This window comes from Mumia quercus, assembly GCF_025506335.1.
In the GTDB taxonomy this organism is placed as follows: domain Bacteria; phylum Actinomycetota; class Actinomycetes; order Propionibacteriales; family Nocardioidaceae; genus Mumia; species Mumia quercus.
Map to the genome: position 1 here is coordinate 353,841 of NZ_JANZYO010000006.1, position 25,689 is coordinate 379,529.

At 71.2% G+C, this 25,689-nt stretch carries 27 protein-coding genes and 1 tRNA gene; 23 read left to right on the forward strand and 5 right to left on the reverse strand.

Annotation, left to right across the window (positions count from 1 at the left end; all coding sequences use genetic code 11):
- Positions 1-28: 28 nt before the first annotated feature.
- Positions 29-280, reverse strand: a complete 252-nt coding sequence (locus tag NYZ95_RS16205) for a WhiB family transcriptional regulator (protein WP_262852363.1) — start codon at positions 278-280, stop codon at positions 29-31.
- A gap of 247 nt (positions 281-527) precedes the next feature.
- Here NYZ95_RS16205 and NYZ95_RS16210 point away from each other — a divergent pair, with 247 nt between their 5' ends.
- The 3 genes from NYZ95_RS16210 (at position 528) to NYZ95_RS16220 (ending at position 3,274) form a co-directional block, all read left to right on the forward strand.
- Complete coding sequence (locus NYZ95_RS16210; protein ID WP_262852364.1) at positions 528-932, forward strand: hypothetical protein; 405 nt, start codon at positions 528-530, stop codon at positions 930-932.
- Between the two features lie 251 nt (positions 933-1,183).
- Positions 1,184-2,296, forward strand: coding sequence for an NAD(P)-dependent malic enzyme (locus NYZ95_RS16215; RefSeq protein WP_262852443.1), 1,113 nt, complete (start codon positions 1,184-1,186; stop codon positions 2,294-2,296).
- Positions 2,297-2,305: 9 nt separating this feature from the next.
- Positions 2,306-3,274 carry a zinc-binding dehydrogenase gene (locus tag NYZ95_RS16220; protein WP_262852365.1) on the forward strand — a complete coding sequence of 323 codons (969 nt, stop codon included), beginning with the start codon at positions 2,306-2,308 and terminating at the stop codon, positions 3,272-3,274.
- A gap of 124 nt (positions 3,275-3,398) precedes the next feature.
- On the opposite strand, the gene NYZ95_RS16225 is transcribed toward NYZ95_RS16220, so the two are convergent.
- Together NYZ95_RS16225 and NYZ95_RS16230 are read right to left on the reverse strand one after the other, a co-directional pair.
- Positions 3,399-3,572 (reverse strand): DUF6104 family protein, encoded by a 174-nt coding sequence (locus NYZ95_RS16225; protein ID WP_262852366.1) that lies wholly within the window; start codon positions 3,570-3,572, stop codon positions 3,399-3,401.
- A 10-nt stretch (positions 3,573-3,582) separates the two neighbouring features.
- Entirely contained in the window at positions 3,583-7,296 is a 3,714-nt protein-coding gene (locus tag NYZ95_RS16230) for a multifunctional oxoglutarate decarboxylase/oxoglutarate dehydrogenase thiamine pyrophosphate-binding subunit/dihydrolipoyllysine-residue succinyltransferase subunit (RefSeq protein ID WP_372500505.1), read from the reverse strand.
- 210 nt (positions 7,297-7,506) lie between these two features.
- Between NYZ95_RS16230 and NYZ95_RS16235 the strand changes: the two genes are divergently transcribed.
- Positions 7,507-7,785, forward strand: a complete 279-nt coding sequence (locus NYZ95_RS16235) for a hypothetical protein (RefSeq protein WP_262852368.1) — start codon at positions 7,507-7,509, stop codon at positions 7,783-7,785.
- A 7-nt stretch (positions 7,786-7,792) separates the two neighbouring features.
- On the opposite strand, the gene NYZ95_RS16240 is transcribed toward NYZ95_RS16235, so the two are convergent.
- A complete protein-coding gene (locus NYZ95_RS16240; protein WP_262852369.1) occupies positions 7,793-8,389 on the reverse strand; it encodes a hypothetical protein in 597 nt (198 codons plus the stop codon).
- A gap of 109 nt (positions 8,390-8,498) precedes the next feature.
- On the opposite strand from NYZ95_RS16240, the gene NYZ95_RS16245 reads away from it, so the two are divergent.
- From NYZ95_RS16245 to NYZ95_RS16255, 3 genes are read left to right on the forward strand one after another with little or no spacing between them, the layout of a single operon-like run.
- Positions 8,499-9,143: a TetR/AcrR family transcriptional regulator gene (locus tag NYZ95_RS16245; protein WP_262852370.1), complete on the forward strand. Its 645-nt coding sequence runs from the start codon at positions 8,499-8,501 to the stop codon at positions 9,141-9,143.
- Positions 9,140-10,015: a 3-hydroxyacyl-CoA dehydrogenase gene (locus NYZ95_RS16250; RefSeq protein ID WP_262852371.1), complete on the forward strand. Its 876-nt coding sequence runs from the start codon at positions 9,140-9,142 to the stop codon at positions 10,013-10,015. The genes NYZ95_RS16245 and NYZ95_RS16250 overlap by 4 nt, the downstream gene beginning before the upstream one ends.
- A 34-nt stretch (positions 10,016-10,049) precedes the next feature.
- Positions 10,050-10,784, forward strand: a complete 735-nt coding sequence (locus NYZ95_RS16255; RefSeq protein WP_262852372.1) for an MBL fold metallo-hydrolase — start codon at positions 10,050-10,052, stop codon at positions 10,782-10,784.
- Between the two features lie 68 nt (positions 10,785-10,852).
- On the opposite strand, the gene NYZ95_RS16260 is transcribed toward NYZ95_RS16255, so the two are convergent.
- Positions 10,853-10,924, reverse strand: a tRNA-Arg gene (locus NYZ95_RS16260).
- A gap of 80 nt (positions 10,925-11,004) precedes the next feature.
- Here NYZ95_RS16260 and NYZ95_RS16265 point away from each other — a divergent pair.
- The 16 genes from NYZ95_RS16265 to NYZ95_RS16340 all read left to right on the forward strand — a co-directional run bounded on the left by NYZ95_RS16265 (position 11,005) and on the right by NYZ95_RS16340 (position 25,641).
- A complete protein-coding gene (locus NYZ95_RS16265) occupies positions 11,005-11,430 on the forward strand; it encodes a response regulator (RefSeq protein ID WP_262852373.1) in 426 nt (141 codons plus the stop codon).
- Between the two features lie 30 nt (positions 11,431-11,460).
- Positions 11,461-13,122: an arginine--tRNA ligase gene (gene argS, locus NYZ95_RS16270; protein ID WP_262852374.1), complete on the forward strand. Its 1,662-nt coding sequence runs from the start codon at positions 11,461-11,463 to the stop codon at positions 13,120-13,122.
- A 3-nt stretch (positions 13,123-13,125) separates the two neighbouring features.
- Positions 13,126-14,523: a diaminopimelate decarboxylase gene (gene lysA / locus NYZ95_RS16275; RefSeq protein WP_262852375.1), complete on the forward strand. Its 1,398-nt coding sequence runs from the start codon at positions 13,126-13,128 to the stop codon at positions 14,521-14,523.
- 70 nt (positions 14,524-14,593) lie between these two features.
- Positions 14,594-15,907, forward strand: coding sequence for a homoserine dehydrogenase (locus tag NYZ95_RS16280; RefSeq protein ID WP_262852376.1), 1,314 nt, complete (start codon positions 14,594-14,596; stop codon positions 15,905-15,907).
- Positions 15,907-16,983: a threonine synthase gene (thrC, locus tag NYZ95_RS16285; protein ID WP_372500506.1), complete on the forward strand. Its 1,077-nt coding sequence runs from the start codon at positions 15,907-15,909 to the stop codon at positions 16,981-16,983. The genes NYZ95_RS16280 and thrC overlap by 1 nt, the downstream gene beginning before the upstream one ends.
- Entirely contained in the window at positions 16,980-17,900 is a 921-nt protein-coding gene (gene thrB / locus NYZ95_RS16290) for a homoserine kinase (RefSeq protein ID WP_262852378.1), read from the forward strand. Before thrC ends, thrB begins: the two co-directional genes overlap by 4 nt.
- A 403-nt stretch (positions 17,901-18,303) precedes the next feature.
- Entirely contained in the window at positions 18,304-20,019 is a 1,716-nt protein-coding gene (rho, locus tag NYZ95_RS16295; protein WP_262852444.1) for a transcription termination factor Rho, read from the forward strand.
- Positions 20,019-20,498: a glutathione peroxidase gene (locus tag NYZ95_RS16300; RefSeq protein WP_262852379.1), complete on the forward strand. Its 480-nt coding sequence runs from the start codon at positions 20,019-20,021 to the stop codon at positions 20,496-20,498. Before rho ends, NYZ95_RS16300 begins: the two co-directional genes overlap by 1 nt.
- On the forward strand, positions 20,495-20,677 hold the full coding sequence (locus tag NYZ95_RS16305) for a hypothetical protein (RefSeq protein WP_262852380.1): 183 nt from the start codon (positions 20,495-20,497) through the stop codon (positions 20,675-20,677). The genes NYZ95_RS16300 and NYZ95_RS16305 overlap by 4 nt, the downstream gene beginning before the upstream one ends.
- A gap of 140 nt (positions 20,678-20,817) precedes the next feature.
- Positions 20,818-21,024 (forward strand): 50S ribosomal protein L31, encoded by a 207-nt coding sequence (gene rpmE, locus NYZ95_RS16310; protein ID WP_149769341.1) that lies wholly within the window; start codon positions 20,818-20,820, stop codon positions 21,022-21,024.
- Positions 21,025-21,117: 93 nt separating this feature from the next.
- Positions 21,118-22,203 (forward strand): peptide chain release factor 1, encoded by a 1,086-nt coding sequence (prfA, locus tag NYZ95_RS16315; protein ID WP_262852381.1) that lies wholly within the window; start codon positions 21,118-21,120, stop codon positions 22,201-22,203.
- Positions 22,200-23,051: a peptide chain release factor N(5)-glutamine methyltransferase gene (gene prmC / locus NYZ95_RS16320; protein WP_262852382.1), complete on the forward strand. Its 852-nt coding sequence runs from the start codon at positions 22,200-22,202 to the stop codon at positions 23,049-23,051. The genes prfA and prmC overlap by 4 nt, the downstream gene beginning before the upstream one ends.
- Before the next feature lie 58 nt (positions 23,052-23,109).
- Positions 23,110-23,751 carry an L-threonylcarbamoyladenylate synthase gene (locus tag NYZ95_RS16325; RefSeq protein ID WP_262852383.1) on the forward strand — a complete coding sequence of 214 codons (642 nt, stop codon included), beginning with the start codon at positions 23,110-23,112 and terminating at the stop codon, positions 23,749-23,751.
- Between the two features lie 3 nt (positions 23,752-23,754).
- A complete protein-coding gene (locus tag NYZ95_RS16330) occupies positions 23,755-24,876 on the forward strand; it encodes an MraY family glycosyltransferase (RefSeq protein WP_262852384.1) in 1,122 nt (373 codons plus the stop codon).
- An 81-nt stretch (positions 24,877-24,957) separates the two neighbouring features.
- Positions 24,958-25,410 (forward strand): Cg1360 family ATP-synthase-associated protein, encoded by a 453-nt coding sequence (locus NYZ95_RS16335; protein WP_262852385.1) that lies wholly within the window; start codon positions 24,958-24,960, stop codon positions 25,408-25,410.
- A 27-nt stretch (positions 25,411-25,437) separates the two neighbouring features.
- Positions 25,438-25,641 (forward strand): AtpZ/AtpI family protein, encoded by a 204-nt coding sequence (locus NYZ95_RS16340; protein WP_262852386.1) that lies wholly within the window; start codon positions 25,438-25,440, stop codon positions 25,639-25,641.
- Positions 25,642-25,689 lie beyond the last annotated feature (48 nt).

A 25,689-nucleotide genomic window follows, 5' to 3' on the forward strand; every position in this document is an offset into this window, starting at 1 on the left:
GGACCTGGGTACGGCGGTGCGAGACCGCTCAGGCGGTGCGGATGCGCGCGCGGGCGGTGCGACGCTTGAGTGCACGCCGCTCGTCCTCGCTCATCCCGCCCCAGACGCCGTGGTCCTGTCCGGACTCGAGTGCCCACGTGAGACACTGCTCACGGACGTCGCAGCGGCGGCACACCATCTTGGCCTCCTCGACCTGCGAGATCGCCGGTCCCGTACTCCCGATCGGGAAGAACAGCTCCGGGTCCTCGTCGAGGCAGGCAGAGTGGTGACGCCAGTCCATGGCGAAACGTCCTTTCATGTGGCAGCCGGGGGAGCTGCCGTCGGCAGTTGTGAATCTCTTCACGAGCTTGGGCGGAGGCAAACGAAACCCGTTCCGTGGAGGTGGGATTCGAAAGATCCGATCTACCGCTCGACGCCTGCAATCACAGCGATCTCTCGCCCATCAATCGACGCCGCACAGCAGCACTATGATCGTCGCAAGAAACGCTGGTTAACACAAGGGCAATACGACGGAAGGAGCCTGTTCCGTGGGTCACACCACCCCTGCGCCGACGCCCAGGATCAAGGTAGCGGTGGTGGTGGTCGCCGTCGAGGCTCTGGCGCTCATCGTCTTCGCCGTCCTCGACCTGCTCGACCTGCACCCGGACCGTGCGGTGCTGGCGATCGGCACGTCGCTCTTCCTCTTCGCGTACGCGGGCCTGCAGCTGCTCGCGGCCCGCGCGCTCTGGCACGTCTCCGGCTGGGGGCGCGGCGCTCTCGCGTTCACCCAGCTCATCCAGCTCGGCCTCGCGTGGAACCTCCGCGACGCCAACCCCGCGGTCTCGGCGGCCTTCGCGCTCACGGCCGCCACGGTGCTGTGGTGCCTCTTCTCCCCGGCGACCAACCGGTTGTTCGCACAGGCCGACGCGGAGGCGCGCGCGTCGCAGCAGTAGGTCGTGTGGTTCAATGACTCTCGGGTCACCCCCTCTTGTGCGCTCCCGCGGCCAGACCGGCCGCGTGTGGGGCTCCGGTCACCGGTCCCGTTCTCGATCGGTCTGCAGACGACGTCGCCCGCGCGGCCGTCGTCCCGTTCACCCTTTCGCCCAACAGTGAGGTTCTCGTGGTTGCCGAGTCAGTCGACCGTGTCCCGTTCTCGTCGCCGTACGCGGGGGACCCGGTATTCGACGTACACCGCGGCGGCAAGATGCAGATCGTCAGCACCGCGCCGCTGCGCGACGCCGACGACCTCTCCCTCTCGTACACGCCGGGGGTCGCTCGCGTCTGCGAGGCCATCGCGGAGGATCCCTCGGTCGCGGACGACTACACCTGGGTCCCCAACACGGTCGCTGTGATCACTGACGGCTCCGCGGTGCTCGGCCTCGGTGACATCGGCCCGACGGCGTCCCTCCCGGTGATGGAGGGCAAGGCGGTCCTGTTCAAGCAGTTCGGCGGTGTCGACGCGATCCCGCTGGCCCTCGACGAGCGCGAGCCGGACGCCTTTGTGGACACGGTGGTGCGGATGGCGCCGAGCTTCGGCGGGATCAACCTCGAGGACATCGCCGCGCCGCGGTGCTTCGAGATCGAGCGTGCGCTGCAGGCCCGCGTCGACATCCCCGTCTTCCACGACGACCAGCACGGCACGGCGATCGTCACCCTGGCCGCGCTGCTCAACGCGCTCCGCCTCACGGGGCGCACGATCGAGGAGACCAAGGTCGTCATCTCGGGTGCGGGCGCGGCCGGCGTCGCCATCGCGCGGATCCTCCAGGCCAGCGGCGTCCGCCTGCTCGCCGTGGTCGACCGCGGCGGTGTCATCCACCCGAGCCGTCCGGACCTCACGCCGATCAAGGCGGAGATCGCCTTCGAGACCAGCGAGTGGGGCCGTACGGGGCAGCTGTCCGACGCGCTCGACGGCGCCGACGTCTTCATCGGCGTCTCCGGCGGGACGGTGGGGGAATCTGCCGTCGAGCGGATGGCCGACGACGCGATCGTCTTCGCGCTCGCCAACCCGACGCCCGAGGTCCACCCGGACATCGCCCGCCGGCACGCGCGGGTGGTGGCGACCGGGCGGTCCGACTACCCCAACCAGATCAACAACGTGCTCGCGTTCCCGGGCCTGTTCCGTGGCGCGCTGGACGTGCGTGCGTCGCGGGTGACCGAGGGCATGAAGGTCGCCGCCGCACGCGCGCTCTCCGAGCTCGTGGGCGACCGCCTCAGCGAGTCGTACGTGATCCCGTCCCCGTTCGACGACCGGGTCGCGCCGGCGGTGGCCGAGGCGGTGAGGGCAGCAGCGCGTCGCGATGGTGTGGCGCGTCGGTAGGGTGCGGACATGTTTGCCGTGTACGCCGAGTCCTTCAGCAGCGACGACCCCCTGTCCGGCCTGGTCGTGGGCGAGCGTCCCGATCCTGTGGCGCCGGAGGGGTGGACGACCGTCACGGTCAAGGCCGCCTCGCTGAACCACCACGACATCTGGTCGCTCCGAGGCGTGGGCCTCCGCGACGAGCAGCTCCCGATGATCCTCGGCTGCGACGCGGCGGGGTACGACGAGGACGGCCACGAGGTCGTCGTCCACGCCGTGATCAGCGACCCGTCGTGGACGGGCGACGAGACCCACGACCCGAAGCGCTCCCTGCTCTCGGAGCGCTACCAGGGCACGTTCGCCGACAAGGTCGTCGTACCGCGGCGCAACGTCGTCCCGAAGCCGGCCGCGCTGTCGTTCGAGGAGGCCGCGTGCCTCCCCACGGCGTGGCTCACCGCGTACCGGATGCTGTTCACGCAGTCGGGCCTCAAGCCGGGCGACTCCGTGCTGGTGCAGGGCGCCGGCGGCGGCGTCTCGACCGCGCTGATCACGCTCGCGCGGGCGGCCGGTCTGCGCGTGTACGCGACCAGCCGCGACGAGGCGAAGCGCGCTCGGGCGCTGGAGATCGGTGCCCACGAGGTCTTCGAGTCCGGGGCACGCCTGCCGGCGCGCGTCGACGCGGTGATGGAGACCGTCGGAGCGGCCACCTGGTCGCACTCGATCAAGTCGCTGCGGCCGGGCGGCACGATCGTCATCGCCGGGGCGACGTCGGGCAACAACCCGTCGCAGGCGGAGCTCACACGGATCTTCTTCCTGCAGCTGCGGGTCCAGGGTTCGACGATGGGGACCCGTACGGAGCTGGCGCAGCTGGTCGAGTTCCTCGACGTGACGGGCACGCGTCCGTTGATCGACCGCGTGGTCCCGATGACCGACGCGCGCGAAGGCTTTGCGGCCGTGGCGTCGGGTGACGTCTTCGGCAAGATCGTCCTCACCCGCTGACTGACGCGTCCGTCCCGCCGTCCCTTCGCATTTTTTGCCACGGGCCGTGGCAGATGCCGCGGCCCTCCGCAAACTTGCGGAGGGCCGTCGGCTTTCCCACAGGACCGTGGCAAACGGGTGGGGCTCAGTCGTCGTCGTCGAGACGGGCCAGCCAGGTGGCGAGCCGCTCGATCGGCACCTCGAACTCGGGATTGAGGTCCACGAACTCCTGGAGCCGCTCGGAGAGCCACGCGAACGTGACCTCCTCCTCGCCACGGCGCGAGTCGAGCTCCTCGATCCCTCGGTCAGTGAAGTACACGGGCTGCTCCTCAGGCGAACGCGCGCTCCATGAGCGCCTTGTTCTCCTCGAGGTGCCGCTTGTGGTTGCCGACCGACGGGGCGGCCGACGCCTCACGCGACACGCGGACGAGCGGGAGATCGAGCTCGGGCGCCAGGTTCAGCGCCATGAACGGCCACGGCCCCTGGTTGGCGGGCTCGTCCTGGACCCACCGGACCTCGGTCGCGTTCGGGTACTTCGCGAGCTCGGCCTTGATCTCCTCGACGGGCAGCGGGTAGAGCTGCTCGACCCGCACCACCGCCGTACGCGGCGCCTCGGCCTCGACCTTGGTGCGCGTCGCGAGCACGTCGTACGAGACACGACCCGACGCGAGGATCACGCGCTCGACCTTGCTCGCGTCCAGCGACGACTCCGACGGGTCGGAGAGCACCGGACGGAACTCACCCGTGGTGAAGTCCTCGGGCTGCGAGGTGGCGGCCTTGAGGCGCAGCAGCTGCTTGGGTGTGAACACGATGAGCGGGCGGTGCTCGCTCTCGAGGTTCTGCCGGCGCAGGAGGTGGAAGTACGACGCCGGCGTCGACGGCTGTGCGACCGTCATGGCGTCCTCGGCACAGAGCTGGAGGAACCGCTCGATGCGCGCCGAGGAGTGGTCCGGCCCCTGACCCTCGTAGCCGTGGGGGAGCAGCAGGACGACGCCCGACTTCTGACCCCACTTGGCCTCACCGGCCGAGATGTACTCGTCGATGACCGACTGCGCGCCGTTGACGAAGTCGCCGAACTGCGCCTCCCACAGGGTCAGCGCCTCCGGGCGCGCCACCGAGTAGCCGTACTCGAAGCCGAGGGCGGCGTACTCGCTCAGCAGCGAGTCGTAGATGTAGAACGTGCCCTGGTCGTCGGTCATCCGCGCCAGCGGCGTCCACTCGGCGCCGTTGTTGCGGTCGATGATCGTCGCGAACCGCTGCGAGAACGTGCCGCGGCGCGAGTCCTGGCCGGCCATGCGGACCGGACGCCCGTCGAGCAGAAGCGACCCGAACGCGATGATCTCGCCCGTGCCCCAGTCGATCGGGCCGGCCGTGATCGACGCGGCGCGGCGCTGCAGCTGGGGGAGCACCTTCGGGTGGACCGTGAAGCCGTCCGGCACGCTCGTGTACGCCTCGGCGATCGCCTTCAGCGTCTCCGGGGTGACGGCGGTCTCGACCTTGGGCAGCTCGGGCTTCTCGGGGTACTCCGGCGCGGTCTGGTACTCGTCGGCGGCCGTGCCGGCCTCGGCGAAGACCCGCTGGAGCTGGTCCTGGTAGTCCTTGAGCGCGCTCTCGGCCTCTTCCATCGTGATGTCGCCACGGCCGACCAGCGCCGACGTGTAGAGGACGCGCACCGACTTCTTCTTCTCGATGACGTCGTACATGAGCGGCTGGGTGAAGCTCGGGTCGTCGCCCTCGTTGTGGCCGCGCTTGCGGTAGGTGATGAGGTCGATCACGACGTCACGGTTGAACGTCTTGCGGTACTCGTAGGCGAGCTGGGCGATGCGGATGCAGGCCTCGGGGTCGTCGCCGTTGACGTGGAAGATCGGCGCCTGGATCATGCGGGCGACGTCGGTGGCGTACGTGGACGAGCGCGACGAGCTCGGCGACGTGGTGAAGCCGACCTGGTTGTTGACGATCACGTGGATCGTGCCGCCCGTGCGGTAGCCGCGCAGCTGCGAGAGGTTGAGCGTCTCCGCGACCACGCCCTGGCCGGCGAAGGCCGCGTCACCGTGGATGAGCACCGGGAGGACCGGGAACTCCTCGCCGCGGTTGAGACGGTCCTGCTTGGCGCGGGTGATGCCCTCGAGCACCGGGTCGACGACCTCGAGGTGGGACGGGTTCGCCGCGACCGAGACCTTGATCGTGTCTCCGCTGGCGGCGGTGAACTCGCCCTCGACGCCGAGGTGGTACTTCACGTCGCCCGAGCCCTGGACGGTGCGCGGGTCGATGTTGCCCTCGAACTCGCGGAAGACGAACCCGGGGTTCTTGCCGGCGATGTTCACCAGGACGTTGAGGCGTCCGCGGTGCGCCATGCCGATGCAGACCTCGTCGAGCGAGTCCGCGGCGGCGGCCTCGCAGATCTCGTCCACGAGCGGGATCATCGTCTCCGAGCCCTCGAGGCTGAAGCGCTTCTGGCCGACGAACTTCGTCTGCAGGAAGGCCTCGAACGCCTCGGCCTGGTTGAGCTTGTGGAGGATCCGCAGCTGCTCCTCGCGCGGCGGCTTGGAGTGCTCGCGCTCGACCCGCTCCTGGATCCAGAGGCGCTGCTCCGGGTCCTGGATGTGCATGTACTCGATGCCGGCGGTGCGGGCGTAGGAGTCGCGCAGGATGCCGAGGATCTCGCGCAGCTTCATGAAGCGGCGCTCGCGGCCACCGAAGGAGCCGGTCGCGAACTCCCGCTCGAGGTCCCACAGGGTGAGCCCGTGCGAGGAGATCTCGAGGTCGGGGTGGCTGCGCGGGGAGTGGTCCAGCGGGTTGGTGTCGGCCATGAGGTGGCCGCGCACCCGGAAGGCGTGGATGAGCTCGAGCACGCGGGCCTGGCGGTGGACCTGGTCGTCGTGGCTGACGGCGATGTCGCGCGCCCAGCGGATCGGCTCGTACGGGATCCTGAGCGCGGCGAAGATCTCGTCGTAGAACCCCTCCTCGCCGAGGAGCAGCGCGGCCACGCGGCGCAGGAAGTCGCCGGACTGCGCGCCCTGGATGATGCGGTGGTCGTACGTCGACGTCAGCGTCATCATCTTGGAGATCGCCTGCGTCGCGAGCGTGTGCTCCGACGCGCCCTGGAACTCCGGCGGGTAGTCCATCGAGCCGACGCCGATGATCGCGCCCTGGCCCCGCATCAGGCGCGGAACCGAGTGGTTCGTGCCGATGGTGCCGGGGTTGGTGAGGGAGATCGTGGTGCCCTGGAAGTCGGCGACGGTGAGCTTGTTGTTGCGGGCCTTGTCGACGATGGCCTCGTAGGCCGTCCAGAACTCGGCGAAGTCCATGGTGTCGGCCTGCTTGATCGACGGCACCAGGAGCTGACGGGTGCCGTCGGACTTCTTCTGGTCGATCGCGAGGCCGAGGTTGACGTGGGCGGGACGCAGCAGGGTCGGCTTGCCGTCGACGACGTCGAACCCGGCGTTCATCTCCGGCATCGCCTTGAGCGCCTTGACCAGGGCGTACCCGATCAGGTGCGTGAACGACACCTTGCCGCCGCGGGCGCGGGCGAGGTGGTTGTTGATGACGATGCGGTTGTCGATGAGCAGCTTGACCGGGACCGAGCGGACGCTGGTCGCGGTCGGGACGCTCAGGCTGTCGTCCATGTTGGCGGCCGTACGGGCGGCGGCGCCGCGCAGGATCGCCTGCTCCACGTCGGGCGATGCCGGCTTCGCGGGGGCGGCCTTCGCCGGCGCGGCCTTGGCTGCGGGCTTCGCGGTGGGCTTCTCAGCCTTCGCGGCGGGCTTCTCGGCGGCGGGCTTGGCGGCGGCGGGCTTGGCGGCCGGGGCCTGCGGGGCAGGTGCGACCTTCGTCGAGGCTGACGGCTGGGCTGCGGGCGCTGAGGGGGCCTTCGCAGGTGCGGACGTCGGCGGGGTGCTCGTTCCACCTCCCTCGAAGAGGCGCGACCACGACGCGTCGACCGACGCCGGGTTCGACTTGTAGCGCTCGTACATCTCTTCGACGAGCCACTGGTTGGTGCCAAAGTCTGGCAGGGGGCTGTCGGTCTCGGCCACGGCCTCGATCGCCTCTTCCGGTTTGTCCGTTGTCTCCCACGCCCACAGGGCATACGCGTACCAGGGTAGACCCCGAGCGAAGGGTCGCCAGCCACGGGACCGTGGCGTGGGGCGTGTCACGTCCGGGGACGATGCCGGGGTGTCCTCGACCGGTCCGACAGGGGGTGGTTCAGGGTGCTCCCTGATCCGCGTGCGCCCGTCACGGTGCAGCATGAGGACATGCTTCTTCCCCTCGCCTCGGTATCGCTGATCGGAGTCCTCGTCGGGGCGTCCGTACGGCCGGTGGCCCGGACGGCGCGCCCGTTCGCGCTGCGCGTGCTGGCCGGGCTGGTCGGGGCCTGGGCGGGGTTCGCGGTCTTCGCGCTGACCGGGGTCACGATCGACGTGATCGCGGGCACCGGCGTGTGGGTCGCGACCCTGGGCCACCTCGGCGCGGTGCTCGGCGCGGTTCTCGCGGCGCGCGGGGACGGTGTGCCGCGGAGGCGGGCTCGCGGCTGAGCGTGCCTCAGGCGCGCTGCTGGGCGCCGAGCCGGCTCTCGGCCGCGCTCCACGCGGCGCGGGCGGCCGCGCGTACGACGGGTACGAGGGGACTGAGGGCGGCTGCCGCCCCGTCGGGGAGCCGGTCGAGACCCCAGCGTCGTGCCTCGTCCAGGGCGTCGGCGCCGCGGGCCCGACGCTCGAGGCGGCGCCAGCAGTGCTCGAGGTCGCCGACGACCTCGTCGTACGCGGCGATGGTGCGGTAGTGGCCAGGACGCGCGGTCGCGCGCGCGTCGGTGGCGAGACCGGCAACCGTCACGAACTGCGCGGTGGGCTTCTTGGTGACGTCGTCGACCAGTCGCGCCGACGGGCGCGTGGCGGACTCCTCGCGCATCTCCATCCAGCGGTCGAGCACGGCGTCGTGGCGTCGCAGCGCGGACTCGTGGAGTCGGGCGAAGTAGACGCGGGTCCGGCGCCGGTAGCTGATCTCCTCGGCCGCGAGCCCGAGAAGGCACGTGCTCATGAGGACGACGACCATCACCGCTCCGAAGCCGGCGCCGACGAGGCCGGCGACGCCCAGCCAGGCGAGCCACGACACGACCCGGTGCTCCCGCTGCGGCTTCATGCACACCAGCCTACGTCGGCCCGGTGCCCTCGGAGGCGCTTCGGTGGGGACTCCGAGAAAACGGAGTAGACTCATCATTGAGTCCAATCCGGAACCCGGAGGAGGAGCAGTGCCCGAGCCGGTCGGCCGTCGCGAGCGCAGCAAGCGCGACAAGCGCGAGCGCATCCAGGCCGCCGCCGGCGCACTCTTCGACGAGCGGGGGTACGCCGCCGTGACGACGCAAGAGGTCGCCGAGCGTGCCGACGTCGCCGCAGGCACGCTGTTCCGCTACGCCTCCACCAAGGCCGAGCTGCTGCTCATGGTCTACAACTCCCGCGTCGCGGACTCCCTCGTACGGGGGCGTGCGGCGGCCGCTCGTCGGCGCAGCCCGCTGGCGAAGGTCATGGCGCTGCTGGAGCCCCTCGTCGTGGACGGGCGGGCGCACGACGAGAACACCGCCGCCTATCAGCGCGAAGTCATGTTCGGGTCGCCGCAGGAGCCGTTCCGCGCCGAGGCGCTGGGACTGTTCGACGGCCTCGTCGCCGAGGTCGCCGAGGTGCTGGCGTCCGCCTCGCCAGGTCAGGGAGCGCACGAGGGGGCGCTCTCGGCCGCCAAGGCGGTGCTCGCGGTGTTCCACGTCGCCATCCTCGGCGCCGCCCGTGAGGCGCCGGCGACGCCCGCCCTCTTGTCCGACCTCGAAGCGCAGGTCGGCCTCATCGTGCGCGGCTTCCTCGACGCCGCGCCCACCACTGCTCGGGAAGGAGCACCATCATGACGAACACCGCGGGATCTCCCGTGAAGACCGTGACCGTCCTGGGGACGGGGGTCCTCGGGTCGCAGATCGCCTACGCCACGGCGTACGCCGGCTTCGACGTCACCGCGTACGACATCGACGACGCAGCGCTCGAGGCCGCCAAGAGCCGCTTCGAGGGCCTCGTGCGGACGTACGAAGCCGAGGTCGAGGGCGCCGCCGGAGGCAAGGCCGCGGAGGGGCTCGAGCGCATCTCCTACTCTTCCGACCTCGCCCAGGCGGTCGCCGACGCCGACCTCGTGATCGAGGCCGTGCCGGAGAGCCTCGAGATCAAGCGCGAGACCTGGCAGAAGGTCGGCGCCGCAGCTCCGGAGCGCACCATCTTCGCGACCAACTCCTCGACCCTGCTGCCCAGCGACTTCAAGGACGCGACCGGCCGCCCCGACCGGTTCCTCGCCCTGCACTTCGCGAACCGCGTGTGGGTCCAGAACACCGCCGAGGTCATGGGCACCGCCGACACCGACCCCTCCGTCTACGCGACGGTGGTCCAGTTCGCGCGCGACATCCACATGGTGCCGATCGAGGTGAAGAAGGAGCAGCCCGGCTACGTCCTCAACTCGCTGCTGGTGCCGTTCCTCAACGCGGGTGCGGCGCTGTGGGTCAACGGGGTCGCCGACGTCGAGACGATCGACAAGACGTGGCGGATCGCCACCGGCGCACCGATGGGCCCGTTCCAGATCTACGACGTGATCGGGATGGTCACCCCGTACAACATCGCCAAGGCGTCCGACGACCCGGTGCAGCAGAAGTTCGCCGAGATCCTCAAGCGCGACTTCATCGACCAGGGCAAGCTCGGTGTCGCCTCGGGGGAGGGTTTCTACTCCTACCAGGGTTGAGTGCGGGGCGGCCGGTCCTGGGTACCGGTGGCCCATGGACACGCTCGAGGTCGCACCCGGGGTGCACGCACTGACGCGCGCCTCCACGGTCTGCTACGTCGTCGAGATCGACGACGGGCTCCTGATGGTCGACGCCGGGCTGCCCGGGTTCTGGACGGACCTGGTCGCGCTGCTGCGCCGCCTGGGACGCACGCCCCGTGACGTCTCCCACGTCCTCCTCACCCACGGCCACTTCGACCACCTGGGCGTCGCCCGGAGGCTCGAGAAGCTGGGCGCGGTCGTGTGGGTGGGTGGGGGAGACCTGCGGATCGCCCGCCACCCGTACCGGTACGTCCCGGGGCGTGCGCGGCTCGCGTACCCGTTCCAGCACCCGGGCTCCCTCCCGCACCTGGCGGCGATGGCGCGCGCGGGGGCGTTCTGGGTCGGCGGGCTGGACGCCCCCCGTACGTACGACGACGAGCTGCCGTTCGCCGCCCAGGTCCGGGTCGTGCCGACGCCGGGCCACACCGACGGCCACGTCGCGTTGGTGCTGCCCGACCGCGACGCCGTCCTCACCGGCGACGCGCTCGTCACGCTCGACCCTTACACGGGGCGCCGGGGACCCCGCATCGTCGCCCGGGCGGGCACGCACGACGCGGGCAGGGCGCGACAGTCGCTCGCCGCCCTCGCGGACACGGGTGCCCGGCTGGTGCTTCCGGGGCACGGCGAGGTGTGGCGCGACGGGGCCGAGGCTGCGGCGCTGCGTGCGGCCGAGGCCGGGGTGGCCTAGGGCGGGGCGCCGTCGCACGACGAAGCCCGCCGACCGTTCGTGCTGGTCAACGGGCTCTCGGCACAGGGTGCCCCCGGTAGGATTCGAACCTACGCTCCCGCCTCCGGAGGGCGGTGCTCTATCCCCTGAGCTACGGGGGCGCGCGCCTCGCGGCGCGGCCCTCGCCCGCATTCCTGCAGGCGCCGGACAACGGTATCGCACGCGAAGTACGGTTGCGCACATGCCCTTCCCGTTCGGCCGTCCTCCGCGCGTGCTCGTGGTGGACGACACCGACTCCATCCGGTTGCTCCTGCGCACCAACTTCGAGCTGGAGGGCTGGACGGTGCTCGAGGCGGCCGACGGGCTGGAGTGCCTCGACGTGGTCGTGGACACCGAGCCCGACGTCGTCACCATCGACGTCGTCATGCCCCGGATGGACGGCCTGGAGACCGTGCGGGCCCTGCGCCGGTCCGCGAGCACCCGCCACATCCCGGTCGTCATGGTGACGACCCAGGCGCAGGCGTACGACCTGCTGAGAGGGCAAGAGGCCGGGGTGGAGGCGTACGTGACCAAGCCCTTCGACCCTGCCGAGCTGGTCCGTACGGTCAGAGAGGTGCTCGAGGGAGCACCCGCGGCGCCGAGCGGCCCGCCACCGAGGCGGAGTTAAGCCGTTGACCGGCCTCGATACGATTTGTAGGTGACTCCCGAACAGCTGTCCGACGCGATCGTCGACGCCCTGAACGCCCTGGTGGCCGCGGGCACCGTCTCCCTGCCCGAGGTCCCGGCCACGGTGGTCGTCGAGCGACCGAAGGTCAAGGACCACGGCGACTACGCGACGAACGTGGCGCTCCAGCTCGGGAAGAAGGCGGGGATGGCGCCCCGCGACCTCGCGTCCGCCCTCGCCGAGCAGCTCGCCCAGGCCCCGGGCGTCGGCGCCGTCGAGGTGGCCGGCCCAGGCTTCCTCAACGTCCGCGTCGACACGGGCGCCCAAGGGGCCCTCGCCGGCGAGGTCGTCCGCGCGGGCAGCGCGTACGGGCGCTCCGACGCCCTCCGCGGGCGGGCGATCAACCTGGAGTTCATCTCCGCCAACCCCACGGGGCCGCTCCACCTCGGGCACACGCGCTGGGCGGTCGTCGGCGACGCGCTCGCCCGCGTCCTCACCGCGGCCGGGGCGAAGGTCTCCACGGAGTTCTACGTCAACGACCGCGGCAGCCAGATGGACAAGTTCGGGGCCTCGCTCATGGCGGTCGCCAACGGCGAGGACGTCCCGGAGGACGGCTACCACGGGGCGTACGTCGCCGACCTGGCCGCCGAGGTCGTGGAGGCGGTCCCCGGCATCCGCGACCTGCCGGCCGACGAGCAGCTCGTCGCCTTCCGCGAGAAGGGTTACGAGCTCCAGCTCGCCCACCAGAAGGCCGACCTCGCGCGGTTCCGGACGGTCTTCGACGTCTGGTTCTCCGAGCGCAGCCTCGTCGACTCGAACGCGGTCGACCGCGCCCTCGGCGTGATCGACAAGGAAGGCCACCTGTACGAGGCCGACGGCGCGACATGGATGCGGACCACCGACTTCGGTGACGACAAGGACCGCGTGCTGATCCGCTCCAACGGCGACCTGACCTACTTCGCGTCCGACACCGCGTACTACCTCGACAAGCGCGCCCGCGGCTTCGAGCAGTGCCTGTACCTCCTCGGCGCCGACCACCACGGTTACGTGGGTCGGCTCCAGGCGATGGCCGCCTGCGCGGGCGACCAGCAGGGCTACAACCTGCAGGTGCTCATCGGGCAGCTCGTGAAGATCTTGTCCGACGGCGAGGAGCTCAAGCTCTCGAAGCGGGCCGGCACGCTGGTGACCCTGACCGAGCTCGTCGACCTCATCGGCGTCGACGCCTTGCGCTACACGCTCGCGCGCCACCCGGTCGACTCCCCGCTGACGATCGACGTGGCCGAGGTGACGCGCCAGAGCGCCGAGAACCCGGTCTACTACGTCCAGTACGCCCACGCGCGGCTGTCGAGCATCCTGCGCAACGCCGCCGACCTCGGCCTCGTGCCCGCCGTCGACACCGCCGACCTCTCCCTGCTGTCGACCGCGCGCGAGGGCGACCTGCTGCGGGCGCTCGCCGAGTTCCCCCGGGTGGTCTCGCGGGCCGCCGAGCTGCACGAGCCGCACCGTGTCGCGCGCTACCTCGAGGACACCGCATCGGCCTTCCACAAGTTCTACGACGTGTGCCGGGTGCTCCCGCAGGGAGACGAGGAGCCGGAGCCGATCCACAGCGCGCGCCTCATCCTCGTCGACGCCACCCGTACGGTGCTCGCCAACGGGCTCGAGCTGCTCGGCGTCTCGGCGCCCGAGCGGATGTGACGCGTGCGCGCGCACGAGGCCGGCGCCCTCCACGGGCAGGCCGGCAGCCGCGGGCCCGCGTGGCTGCGTGAGCCTGAGGACACCAACGCCCTGGTCGGCCACCTCTGGTCCGCCCACGTCGAGCGGCGCGAGGACGGCGAGCTCGCCGTCGCCGAGGTCCCGGTGACGGCCCTGGCCGCCGAGTTCGGCACCCCGCTCTACGTCGTGGACGAAGACGACCTGCGGGCCCGCGCGCGGGCCTTCCGCGAGGCGTTCGACGGCTGGGACGTCTACTACGCCGCCAAGGCCTTCCTCTGCACGGCGGTCGCGCGCTGGATCACCGAGGAAGGCCTCCGCATGGACGTCTGTACCGGTGGTGAGCTCGCCGTCGCGCTGCGCGCGGGAGTCCCCCCGCAGAACCTCGGCCTGCACGGCAACAACAAGAGCGTCAGCGAGATCCGCCGTGCCCTGGAGGCGGGGGTCGGCAAGATCATCGTCGACTCGTTCGTCGAGATCGAGCGAGTCGCCGCCGTCGCCGCGGACCTCGGCGTCACCGCCCGGGTCATGGTGCGGGTGACCGCCGGTGTCGAGGCGCACACCCACGAGTACATCGCCACCGCCCACGAGGACCAGAAGTTCGGCCTCTCGATCACCGAGGGCGACGCGTTCGAGGCCGTGCGCCGCGTCCTGGCGGAGCCGTCGCTGCACCTGCTCGGGCTGCACTCGCACATCGGCTCGCAGATCTTCGACACCTCGGGCTTCGAGGTCGCGGCGCACCGCGTGGTCACGCTGCACGCCCGGGTCGCCGACGAGCTCGGCTACACCGCGCCCGAGCTCGACCTCGGTGGCGGATACGGCATCGCGTACACGACCCAGGACGACCCGTCGACCCCGCAGCAGCTCGCCGACGGGATGCGCGCGATCGTCGTGCGCGAGTGCCGCGGGCTCGGCATCGACGTCCCGCGGCTGTCGATCGAGCCCGGACGTGCGATCTCCGGTCCGTCGACGTTCACGCTGTACGAGGTCGGGACGACCAAGGACGTCGCCCTCGACGGTGGTGCGACCCGCCGCTACGTCGCCGTGGACGGGGGCATGAGCGACAACGTCCGTACGGCGCTGTACGACGCCGACTACTCGTGCACGCTGGCGTCGCGGGCCTCCCGGGCCGACGCGGTGCTGAGCCGGGTCGTCGGCAAGCACTGCGAGTCCGGCGACATCGTCGTCAAGGACGAGTTCCTGCCGTCCGACATCGGGCCTGGCGACCTGATCGCCGTGCCGGGCACGGGTGCCTACTGTCGCTCGCTCGCCTCCAACTACAACCACGTGCCGCGTCCGGCGGTCGTCGCCGTCAGGTCCGGCGAGGCGCGGCTGATCGTGCGGCGGGAGACCGAGGACGACCTCCTGCGGCTCGACGTCGGCTGACACCGCGCGTCGGCTGCCCGACTTCCGAACACGCTGCCCGGCCCCCCGGGCCGACGACTAGGCTTGAGTGGTGACCTCCACCCCGCACGAGACCCGTACGCTCCGCGTCGCCCTGCTCGGCCACGGCGCCGTCGGCAGCGAGGTGGCGCGCCTTCTCACGCGTGACGCCGACGAGCTGGCCCAGCGTGTCGGTGCGCGCCTCGAGCTGGTCGGCGTCGCGGTGAGCAGCGCCCGGCCCGACCGTGAGACCTCGTTCGACGCTGCGCTGCTCACGACCGACGCGCACGCGCTGGTGACCCGCGGCGACGTAGACGTGGTCATCGAGCTGATCGGCGGCATCGAGCCGGCGCGCTCGCTGGTGCTCGCGGCGCTGGAGTCCGGGGCCTCGGTGGTCACCGGCAACAAGGCGCTGCTCGCCGAGGACGCCGAGACGCTCTTCGCGGCCGCCGAGAAGGCCGGGCGCGACCTCTACTACGAGGCGGCCGTCGCAGGTGCGATCCCCATCGTGAGGCCGCTGCGCGAGTCGCTGGCCGGCGACCACGTGCGCCGCGTGCTCGGCATCGTCAACGGCACCACCAACTTCATCCTCGACGCGATGACGACCACCGGGCAGGGCTTCGACGAGGCGCTCGAGGAGGCTCAGCGGCTCGGGTTCGCCGAGGCCGACCCGACGGCCGACGTCGAGGGCTTCGACGCCGCCTCCAAGGCGGCGATCCTGGCGAGCCTGGCGTTCCACACCCGGGTGACCATCGACGACGTCCACCGCGAGGGCATCACCCAGGTCACCGCGGAGCACATCCGCTCCGCCGACGACATGGGCTGCGTGGTCAAGCTGCTCGCGATCTGCGACCAGAGCGCCGACGGCGAGTCCGTCTCAGCACGCGTCCACCCGGTCATGATCCCCAAGGACCACCCGCTCGCGAGCGTCCGCGGCGCGTACAACGCCGTGTTCGTCGAGAGCGAGTCGGCGGGTCAGCTGATGTTCTACGGGCCGGGCGCGGGTGGCTCGCCGACGGCGAGCGCCGTCCTCGGCGACGTCGTGAGCGTCGCTCGCCACCGCCTGCTCGGCGTCACCGGCCCGCCCGAGCGGACCCACGCCCGGCGCGACGTGCTCGGCATCGGTGAGGCGCGCACCCGCTACCACATCGCCCTCGACGTGGACGACAAGGCAGGCGTGCTCGCCTCCGTCGCGCTGGCGTTCGCCGACAACGAGGTCTCGATCTCGGCCGTCCGTCAGGAGGGCCACGGCGACGACGCGCAGCTCGTCGTCATCACCCACACCGCAACCGACGCGGCGCTCTCGCGCACCGTCCGGCAGCTGCGCGACCTCCCCATGGTCCGCGACGTCTCGTCGGTCATGCGGGTCGAAGGAGAAGGACTGTGATCCAGCAGCAGGGCGCGCGCCCGTGGCGCGGAGTCATCGACGAGTACCGTGACTGGCTTCCCGTGGTCGGCGACACGCCGGCCGTGACGCTGGGGGAGGGCGGCACGCCGCTCGTCCGTTCGCACTGGCTGTCCGAGCTCACCGGCTGCGACGTGCGGCTCAAGGTCGAGGGCAGCAACCCGACCGGCTCCTTCAAGGACCGCGGCATGACCGCCGCCATCACGGTCGCTGCGGCCGAGGGCGCGAAGGCCGTGGTCTGCGCCTCCACGGGCAACACCTCCGCCTCGATGGCCGCGTACGCCGCGCGGGCCGGCCTACGGCCGATCGTCCTCGTCCCGCAGGGCAAGATCGCCGCGGGCAAGATGGCCCAGGCGCTCATGTTCGACTCCCTCGTGGTCCAGGTCCGCGGCAACTTCGACGACTGCCTCGACATCGCGCGCGGTCTCGCCGACTCCTACCCCGTGGCGCTGGTCAACTCGGTCAACCCCGTCCGGCTCCAGGGGCAGAAGACCGGCGCGTTCGAGGTCGTCGACGTGCTCGGGGACGCTCCTGACGTGCACGTGATGCCGGTCGGCAACGCGGGCAACATCTCCGCGTACTGGCTGGGCTACCGCGAGTACGCCGACGCCGGCCTGGCGACCCGGACCCCGCAGATGTGGGGCTTCCAGGCGGAGGGCGCGGCACCTCTGGTCACCGGCCAGCCCGTGCCCGACCCGGAGACGGTCGCCAGCGCCATCCGCATCGGCAACCCGGCGTCCTGGCACCTCGCCGTCGAGGCCCGGGACACCTCCGGTGGACGGATCGCGGCCGTCTCCGACCTCGAGATCCTCGACGCCCAGCGTGAGCTCGCGCGGCGCGACGGCGTCTTCGTCGAGCCGGCCTCGGCCGCTGGGGTCGCAGGCCTGGTCAAGGCGCACGCCGCGGGCGAGGTCCCCAGCGGCGCCACGATCGCCGTCGTCGTCACCGGCAACGGCCTCAAGGACATCGACACGCCGCTCCAGCACCTCGGCGCGATCGCCGAGAACGTCGTCGACGCCGACGTCCGAAAGGCTGCCGAGCTCGCCGGGCTGGCATGAGCCCCTTCGTCGAGGGGCCGGTGACGGTCCGGACGCCTGCGTCGTCTGCGAACCTCGGTCCGGGCTACGACGCGCTCGGCCTGGCGCTCGGCCTCTACGACGAGGTGACCGCTGAGGTCGTGGGTGACGAGGGCCTGTCCATCACCGTGGAAGGGGTCGGCGCGGAGGACGTGCCGCGCGACGAGTCGCACCTCGTCGTCCGCTCGGTGCGTGCGGTCTTCGACGAGCTCGGGCTCGCGCAGCCGGGACTGCGCGTGCACTGCGTCAACAGGATCCCCCACGCCCGCGGCCTCGGCTCGAGCTCGGCAGCGATCGTCGGCGGGATCACCGCCGCGCGGGCCCTCCTGGCCGGGACCGGCACGGTCGTGCCGATCGGCGAGTCACGCTTCGACGACGCGGCCGCCCTGGCGCTCGCGACCCGTATCGAGGGCCACCCCGACAACGTGGCAGCCGCGCTGCTCGGGGGGTTGACCATCGCCTGGTGTGACGGTGAGGTGGCGCGAGCGGTCCGGCTCGACGTCGAGGCCCAGGTCGTCGTGTACGTGCCGGAGGAGGGGGTGAGCACGGAGGTGGCGCGCGGGCTGCTTCCCGAGCAGGTGCCGCACACCGACGCTGCCCACAGCGCCGGCCGCGCCGCGCTGCTCGTGGCCGCGCTCGACGGGCGCCCCGAGCTGCTCCTCGACGCCACGGAGGACCGCCTGCACCAGGCGTACCGTGCGCCCGCGATGCCGGCCTCCGCCGCGCTCGTCGAGGCGCTTCGCGCCGACGGCGTCCCCGCGATCATCTCGGGCGCCGGGCCGACCGTCCTCGCGTTCGCCACCGACGCGTTCGACGCGGCCCCGCTGGTCGGGCGCGCACCCGACGGTTGGGCGGTGCTTCCTCTGCCGGTCGACGGCCCCGGCGCCCTGCGCGTCTGAGGGACGACCCTCCAGAAGGTCACGATTGGATGACTCGCGGCGCGCGCGAGGAACAGATGGTCCGAGGGGGGTGTTACAGTCGCTAGCAGGTGATCCGAGAGGGTCCGATCGGTCGTTCCCCCTCGATCCCGTCTCTTCCCCGCATCCTCCTGAGTCGTTCACCCGCTCAGAAGTTCCAGGACCCGCGGCGGAAATCGCAATGCTTCGTCCGTCCGTGCTCTCAGCGGCCGGGCTTGGTGGTTCGCGACATCGTACGAACCGCTGACAACGAGCGGCGCCCGCGCGTCGCCTGACGTGGGAAGGACCTCACGTGACCGAAACACCCACCTTGCTCGACGGAGCCGGCGATCCCACCTCCGCGCCCGCGAAGGCGCCCCGCCGCCGCGGCACCGGGCTCAACGCGATGGTGCTGCCGGAGCTGCAGCAGATCGCCTCCGGCCTCGGCATCAAGGGCGTCGGCAAGATGCGCAAGGGCGCTCTCATCGAGGCCATCCAGGCCGCACAGGGCGGGGGCGCGTCTGCCCCGTCCGCCCCGACCGCCGCGACGTCCGCCCCGCAGGCCCCCGCGGCTCCCGCCGCCGAGGCGCCCCGCAGCGAGGCGCCGGCCCGGCAGGACAAGCCGCGTGACGAGAAGCCCCGCGAGGACAAGCGCGGTGACCGCGACCGCGGCGAGAAGAACCGCGACCGCAGCGAGAAGAACCGCGACCGCGACAAGCCGCGCGAGGACAAGCCGCGCGAGGACAAGCCGCGCGAGGAGAGCCGTGACCGCGGCGAGCGCCCCACGAACGACAGCCGCGAGCGCACCGACAAGAAGCCCGAGGCCGACAGCGACGCGCGCGCCCGTGGCGGCGACGAGCGTGACGGCGAGGGCGGCGGACGCCGCCGCAACCGCAACCGCAACCGCAACCGCAACCGTGACCGCGGCGAGCGTGGCAGTCGCGAGGTCGAGCCCACGGTGACCGAGGACGACGTGCTGATCCCCGCTGCGGGCATCCTCGACGTCCTCGACAACTACGCCTTCGTCCGCACGAGCGGCTACCTGCCCGGCGAGAACGACGTCTACGTCTCGCTCTCGATGGTCCGCAAGTGGGGCCTGCGCAAGGGCGACGCGATCGTCGGCCAGGTGCGCCAGCCCCGCGAGGGCGAGCGCAAGGAGAAGTTCAACCCGCTGGTCAAGATCGAGTCGGTCAACGGCATGACGATCGAGGAGGCCAAGCAGCGCGTCGAGTTCTCCAAGCTCACGCCGCTCTACGCCTCCGAGCGTCTGCGCCTCGAGGTCGACCCGGCACAGCTGTCGGGCCGCATCATCGACATCGTGTCGCCGATCGGCAAGGGTCAGCGCGGCCTCATCGTCTCCCCGCCCAAGGCCGGCAAGACGATGGTCATGCAGCAGATCGCCAACGCGATCACGACCAACAACCCCGAGTGCCACCTCATGGTGGTCCTGGTCGACGAGCGTCCAGAGGAGGTCACCGACTTCCAGCGCACGGTCAAGGGTGAGGTCATCGCCTCGACCTTCGACCGTCCCGCGACGGACCACACGACGGTCGCCGAGCTGGCGATCGAGCGGGCCAAGCGTCTCGTCGAGCTCGGCCACGACGTGGTCGTCCTCCTCGACGGGATCACCCGCCTCGGCCGGGCGTACAACCTCGCGGCTCCGGCCAGCGGCCGCATCCTGTCCGGCGGCGTGGACTCGTCGGCGCTGTACCCGCCGAAGAAGTTCTTCGGTGCCGCCCGCAACATCGAGGACGGCGGCTCCCTGACGATCCTCGCCACCGCGCTGGTCGAGACCGGCTCGCGGATGGACGAGGTGATCTTCGAGGAGTTCAAGGGCACCGGCAACATGGAGCTGCGCCTGCGCCGCGAGTTCGCCGACAAGCGCATCTTCCCGGCCATCGACGTCGAGGCGTCGGGCACCCGCCGCGAGGAGCTGCTGATGAGCCGCGAGGAGCTCGCGATCGTCTGGAAGCTCCGCCGTGTGCTCTCGGCCCTCGACGGTCAGCAGGCGCTCGAGCTCATGATCGACAAGCTCAAGAGCACCAAGAGCAACGTCGAGTTCCTCATGCAGATCAACCAGAGCACGCCCTCGACGGGGCGCCGGGGCGGGGACGAGGACTGATGACGAACGCCTACGAGTTCCGTGCCGTCGACATCGACGGCAACGAGCGAGGTCTCGACGAGTTCCGCGGCAAGGCCGTCCTCGTCGTCAACACCGCGAGCAAGTGCGGCTTCACCTCGCAGTACGAAGGGCTCGAGGCGCTCTACCGGAAGTACCAGGACGAGGGCCTGGTCGTGCTGGGATTCCCGTGCGACCAGTTCCGCAACCAGGAGCCGGGCGACGAGGCCGAGATCAAGGAGTTCTGCTCCCTGACGTACGACGTGACGTTCCCGATGTTCTCCAAGGTCGACGTCAACGGCCCGGACGCGCACCCGCTCTACAAGTGGCTGCGCGACCAGAAGTCGGGCGTTCTCGGTGACCGGATCAAGTGGAACTTCACCAAGTTCCTCGTCGACGCGGACGGCAACGTCGTGGACCGCTACGCGCCCACGACCAAGCCGGAGGACATCGCCGACGACATCGAGAAGCTCCTGCGGTGAACCCGCTGCTCGTCGCGGTGGTGCTGCTCAACGCACTCGCCGCGGCCTCGGTGCTTTTCGCCCTCACCGAGGCCAACAAAGGGGTCGCGATCTCCGAGCTCGCCGTCTTCCTGACGGCGGCGGTGGCCATGATCATCGTCTCGGTCCTGCTGCTGACCGGGTCCATGATCACGGCGTGAGCGACGTCACGTCACCTGCGACGGTCGCGGGAATGCCACCCCCGCGATTCGTGTTTCACGGAGCGACGGTGGCACAATCACTGAGGCACTGGTTCACGGGCCGACCGGCGGACCGACCCAGCGCCGATCGAGAGGAAGACATGAAGAAGGACATCCACCCCACGTACGTGGCGACCGAGGTCTCCTGCACCTGCGGCAACACGTTCACCACGCGCAGCACGGCGACCGACGGCGTCATCCGCGTCGAGACCTGCGCCGCCTGCCACCCGTTCTACACGGGCAAGCAGCGCATCCTCGACACCGGCGGCCGCGTCGCCCGCTTCGAGAAGCGCTACGGCAAGAAGTAACGACGTCACGGCGCCGGCCACGCACGATGCGTGGGCCGGCGCCGTTGTCGTGTCAGGTCCTGAGGTGCCGGGACCGGGAACGAGGAGGAGTCGATGAGCAGGTTCGACGCGGTGGAGTCGCTCGTCCGTGAGCACGCCGACCTCGAGCTCCAGATGGCCGACCCCTCGGTCCACAGCGACCCGGCCAAGGCCAAGCGGCTGGGGCAGCGGTACGCCGAGCTGAGCGGCATCGTCCGTACCTACCGTGAGTGGCAGCAGGTCACCGACGACGTCGCCGCCGCGCGCGAGCTCGTCGAGGAGGACCCGGGCTTCGCGGCAGAGGTCGAGAGCCTGACCGCCCGCGAGCACGAGCTCGCCGAGCGACTCGAGCGTCTCCTCGTCCCGCGCGACCCCGCCGACTCCAAGGACGCGATCCTCGAGATCAAGGCCGGCGAGGGCGGCGAGGAGTCGGCGCTCTTCGCGGGCGACCTGCTCCGCATGTACCTGCGCTGGGCGGAGTCGCAGGGCTGGAAGACCGAGCTGATCGACGAGAACGCCTCCGACCTCGGCGGCTACAAGTCCGTGACGGTCGGCGTGAAGGCCAAGGGCACTCCCGACCCGGGCGAGGCCCCGTACGCGAAGCTGAAGTTCGAGGGCGGCGTCCACCGGGTCCAGCGCGTCCCGGTCACCGAGTCGCAGGGGCGCGTCCACACCTCCGCCGCAGGCGTCCTCGTCCTCCCCGAGGCCGAGTCGGTCGACGTGGAGGTCAACGACAACGACCTGCGGATCGACGTCTTCCGTTCGTCGGGTCCGGGTGGCCAGAGCGTCAACACCACCGACTCGGCGGTCCGGATCACCCACCTCCCGACCGGCATCGTCGTGAGCTGCCAGAACGAGAAGAGCCAGCTCCAGAACAAGGAGCAGGCGCTGCGCATCCTGCGGTCGCGGCTGCTCCAGGCCGCTCAGGACGCCGCCGACGCCGAGGCGTCGGACGCGCGTCGCTCCCAGGTGCGTACGGTCGACCGCTCGGAGCGGATCCGGACCTACAACTTCCCCGAGAACCGGATCTCGGACCACCGGGTCGGGTTCAAGGCCTACAACCTCGACCAGGTGATGGACGGCGCCCTCGACGACGTCGTGAACGCCTGCGTCGAGGCCGACCTCGCGGCGCGGCTCGCGGCGGTCGAGGCCGGTCGGTGACGGCCGCCCGGGCCGCCCTCGCCGACGCCACCCGCCGTCTCGCCGAGGCCGGCGTCGCCTCCCCGCGCAACGACGCGGAGCTCCTCCTCGCCCACGTGCTCGGCACCGGCCGTGCGGGCCTGCTCCTCGTCGACCGTCTCGACCCGCAGCAGGCGGGCGCGTACGAGGCGCTCGTGATCCGTCGGTCCGGACGCGAGCCTCTCCAGCACCTGACCGCCACAGCGGCGTTCCGCTACCGCGAGCTCGCGGTCGGGCCCGGTGTGTTCGTGCCCCGGCCGGAGACCGAGTCTCTGGTGGAGTGGGGGCTCACCGTCCTCGACGCGCTGGACGTCGCGCACCCCGTCGTGGTCGATCTGGGGACCGGCTCGGGCGCCATCGCCGGGGCGGTCGCCTCCGAGCGGCCGCACGCCCGGGTCCATGCCGTGGAGCTCAGTGACGAGGCGTACGCGTACGCGGAGCGCAACCTCGCAGGGCTGGACGTCGACCTGCGCCACGGCGACCTCGCGGACGCCTTCGGCGACCTGGACGGACAGGTGGACCTCGTGCTCTCCAACCCCCCGTACATCCCGCTGACGGCGTGGGAGTCGGTGGCGGTCGAGGCGCGCGACCACGATCCCGCGCTGGCCCTGTGGTCGGGTGAGGACGGGCTCGACGCGATGCGCGACGTCGCCGCGACCGCGGCACGGCTGCTGCGCGGGGGAGGGGCGGTCGGTGCCGAGCACGCCGACGTCCAGGGCGAGTCCGCGCCGGCGGTCTTCGTGGCGCACGGGGGCTTCGTCGACGTCCGCGACAGGACCGACCTGGCCGGCAGGCCCCGCTTCGTCACCGCTCGCCGCGTCCGCGACTGAGACCGGCTCTCGGGCAGGGCGCAGACGAGCCCGAGACGTGGGCTGGCACCATGGCTCTGTGAGCGAACGGTTCTCCTGCGTCGGGGACGACGACGAGCGTGAGGCAGGCCTGGAGGCCGCCAAGACTGCCCTCCAAGGTCAGAAGCTGGTCGTGGTCCCGACCGACACGGTGTACGGCATCGCCGCGGACGCGTTCGACGCCGACGCCGTCGCCGCGCTGCTGGCGGCGAAGGGACGCGGCCGCCACATGCCCCCTCCTGTCCTCGTCGGCTCGACGATGACCCTGGACGCCCTGGCGACCGGCGTCGAGCCGTACGTGTACACGATGGTCGAGGCACTGTGGCCCGGGCCGCTGACGGTGATCTGCCACCAGCAGGACTCGCTCGCCTGGGACCTGGGCGAGACGCGGGGGACCGTGGCGGTCCGCATGCCCGACGACGCGACCGCGCTGGCGCTCCTGCAGCGCACCGGCCCGCTCGCGGTCTCCAGCGCGAACCTCACCGGACACCCCGCCGCGACGACCGTCGCCGAGGCGGAGGACCAGCTCGGCGAGTCGGTCGCGGTCTACCTGGACGGCGGGCCGGCGGGCGGCGGCGTCCCCTCGACGATCGTCGACTGCACCGGCGAGCGGCCGCGGATCGTCCGTACCGGCCCCGTCACCGCCGAGCGTCTCACCGAGCTGGGGCTCGAGGTCTCCTGACCCATGCGCGAGTATCTCGTCGTCTTCCTCGTCGCCGTCGCGGTGACCTACCTGCTCGCGGTGCTGGCCCGCGAGGGCGCGATGAAGGTGGGGGCGTACGCGCGCGTCCGTGACCGTGACGTCCACGCGGTGCCCATCCCGTACTTCGGGGGCATCGCGATGCTGTTCGGGCTGCTGGCGGCCTACCTGGTCGCCGCTCGCATGCCCTTCCTGTCGAGCTCGGAGGACGCCGTGCTCGCCGACGCCGGCGCGGTGATGGTCGGGGCCACGGTGATCACGGTCGTCGGTGTCATCGACGACATGTACGAGCTCGACGCCCTCTCGAAGTTCGCCGGCCAGCTTCTCGCGGCCGTGATCACGGTCGCGATGGGCGTCCAGCTCGTCTACCTCCCGCTCCCCGGCAACACCTGGGCCATCGACCCGATGCAGTCGATCCTCTTCTCGGTGCTCACGATCGTGATCTGCGTGAACGCGGTGAACTTCGTCGACGGCCTGGACGGGCTGGCGGCCGGCGTCGTCGGGATCGGTGCGGTGGCGTTCTTCATCTTCGCCTTCGTCCTCGTCGCCGAGAACCGCCAGACCAACGCCATCGCCGCCGCCATGCTCTGCGCCGCGCTCGCGGGGGTGTGCGTGGGCATCCTGCCCCACAACTTCAACCCTGCACGGATGTTCATCGGCGACGCCGGAGCGATGCTCATCGGCTTCGTCCTCGCCTGCTCTGCAGTCTCGCTCTCGGGACGCTTCTCGGCGGCCGAGGCGATCCAGGGCCTCGGAGGGGCCCAGGCGTCGCTGGTCCCCGCCCTGCTGCCTCTCCTGCTGCCTTTCGCGGTGCTGCTGGTCCCGTTCGTCGACCTGCTGATGGCGGTCGTACGCCGGACCCGCGCCGGTCGCTCGCCGTTCGCCCCGGACAAGCTCCACCTGCACCACCGGCTCCTCGAGATCGGTCACTCCCACCGCCGCGCCGTCGTCGCCATGTACATGATCGCCGGCGTCGTCGCCTTCGGGGCGGTCGCGCTGGGTCTCGTCGGCGGCTGGCGGGCGAGCGCGGGCGTCGTCGTCATGGTGGTCGTGACCGCGTTCGTCGTCTTCTGGCTGCCCCGTGCCGGGCGGCCGGGCAGGGCCTGACGAGGCCCCGAGTTTGGGGCGCCCTGAGGGCTTGTGCTAACTTTCACAAACACCCACCCGCACGTTTGGACGGCCGCCCCTATGACGACCACCAAGAGCACTGACCGTCACTCCGCACGCCTCTCGCGCGTGCTGAGCGGCGTCGCTGTCGCCACTGGTCTGGTCTGCATCGCGGTGTCGGCCGCCGTCGCCGGGGGGGCCGGCGCCCTCGGGGCGCTGATCGGGGCCGTCGTGGTGCTCGCGTTCTTCGGCATCACCCAGCTGGTCCTTCGTCCGCTCACGCGGCTCGCGACCGGCTCGGCGATGCTCGTCGCGCTCATGCTCTACGGCACCAAGATCCTCGTCCTCCTGGCCGCCGCCGTGGCGCTCTCCGAGTCGGGCCTGCTCGGCGACGGGATCGACGCGCAGGCCCTGGGGATCACCGTCATCGCCTGCACCCTCGTGGTGACCGTGCTCGAGGTGGTCTCCGCGGCGACTCACCGTGAGCCGCTCTACGACCTGGACAAGACCTCGGACCTGGGGGAAAGGCGATGAGGGCGACGTGCTACCTTTCGGTTGGCAATGAGCGATTCTCCGAAGCCTCCCTCCTCTCACGACCCGTGGGTCGCTGTCGGGCGGATCGGCGGTGGAGTGCTGGTCTACGGTGCCCTCGGCTACCTGCTGGACCAATGGTGGGGGACCTCGTTCATGGTGGTGATCGGCATCCTCCTCGGAGCGGCGCTCGGGATCTACACCGTGTTCATGGCGCTTCAGGACAGGTCCTGACCGCGCGGTCGCTCGCCGCCGCGACGCCCGACGTACCCGCAACGCCCG

What these genes read in the sequence shown, in the direction of transcription:
- NYZ95_RS16205 (WP_262852363.1), bottom strand. Translation starts at nt 280, where the DNA reads ATGGACTGGCGTCACCACTCTGCCTGCCTCGACGAGGACCCGGAGCTG.
- NYZ95_RS16215 (WP_262852443.1), top strand. Translation starts at nt 1,184, where the DNA reads ATGCAGATCGTCAGCACCGCGCCGCTGCGCGACGCCGACGACCTCTCC.
- NYZ95_RS16220 (WP_262852365.1), top strand. Translation starts at nt 2,306, where the DNA reads ATGTTTGCCGTGTACGCCGAGTCCTTCAGCAGCGACGACCCCCTGTCC.
- NYZ95_RS16235 (WP_262852368.1), top strand. Translation starts at nt 7,507, where the DNA reads ATGCTTCTTCCCCTCGCCTCGGTATCGCTGATCGGAGTCCTCGTCGGG.
- NYZ95_RS16240 (WP_262852369.1), bottom strand. Translation starts at nt 8,389, where the DNA reads ATGAAGCCGCAGCGGGAGCACCGGGTCGTGTCGTGGCTCGCCTGGCTG.
- NYZ95_RS16250 (WP_262852371.1), top strand. Translation starts at nt 9,140, where the DNA reads ATGACGAACACCGCGGGATCTCCCGTGAAGACCGTGACCGTCCTGGGG.
- NYZ95_RS16255 (WP_262852372.1), top strand. Translation starts at nt 10,050, where the DNA reads ATGGACACGCTCGAGGTCGCACCCGGGGTGCACGCACTGACGCGCGCC.
- NYZ95_RS16265 (WP_262852373.1), top strand. Translation starts at nt 11,005, where the DNA reads ATGCCCTTCCCGTTCGGCCGTCCTCCGCGCGTGCTCGTGGTGGACGAC.
- thrB (WP_262852378.1), top strand. Translation starts at nt 16,980, where the DNA reads ATGAGCCCCTTCGTCGAGGGGCCGGTGACGGTCCGGACGCCTGCGTCG.
- rho (WP_262852444.1), top strand. Translation starts at nt 18,304, where the DNA reads ATGGTGCTGCCGGAGCTGCAGCAGATCGCCTCCGGCCTCGGCATCAAG.
- NYZ95_RS16300 (WP_262852379.1), top strand. Translation starts at nt 20,019, where the DNA reads ATGACGAACGCCTACGAGTTCCGTGCCGTCGACATCGACGGCAACGAG.
- rpmE (WP_149769341.1), top strand. Translation starts at nt 20,818, where the DNA reads ATGAAGAAGGACATCCACCCCACGTACGTGGCGACCGAGGTCTCCTGC.
- prfA (WP_262852381.1), top strand. Translation starts at nt 21,118, where the DNA reads ATGAGCAGGTTCGACGCGGTGGAGTCGCTCGTCCGTGAGCACGCCGAC.
- NYZ95_RS16330 (WP_262852384.1), top strand. Translation starts at nt 23,755, where the DNA reads ATGCGCGAGTATCTCGTCGTCTTCCTCGTCGCCGTCGCGGTGACCTAC.
- NYZ95_RS16335 (WP_262852385.1), top strand. Translation starts at nt 24,958, where the DNA reads ATGACGACCACCAAGAGCACTGACCGTCACTCCGCACGCCTCTCGCGC.
- NYZ95_RS16340 (WP_262852386.1), top strand. Translation starts at nt 25,438, where the DNA reads ATGAGCGATTCTCCGAAGCCTCCCTCCTCTCACGACCCGTGGGTCGCT.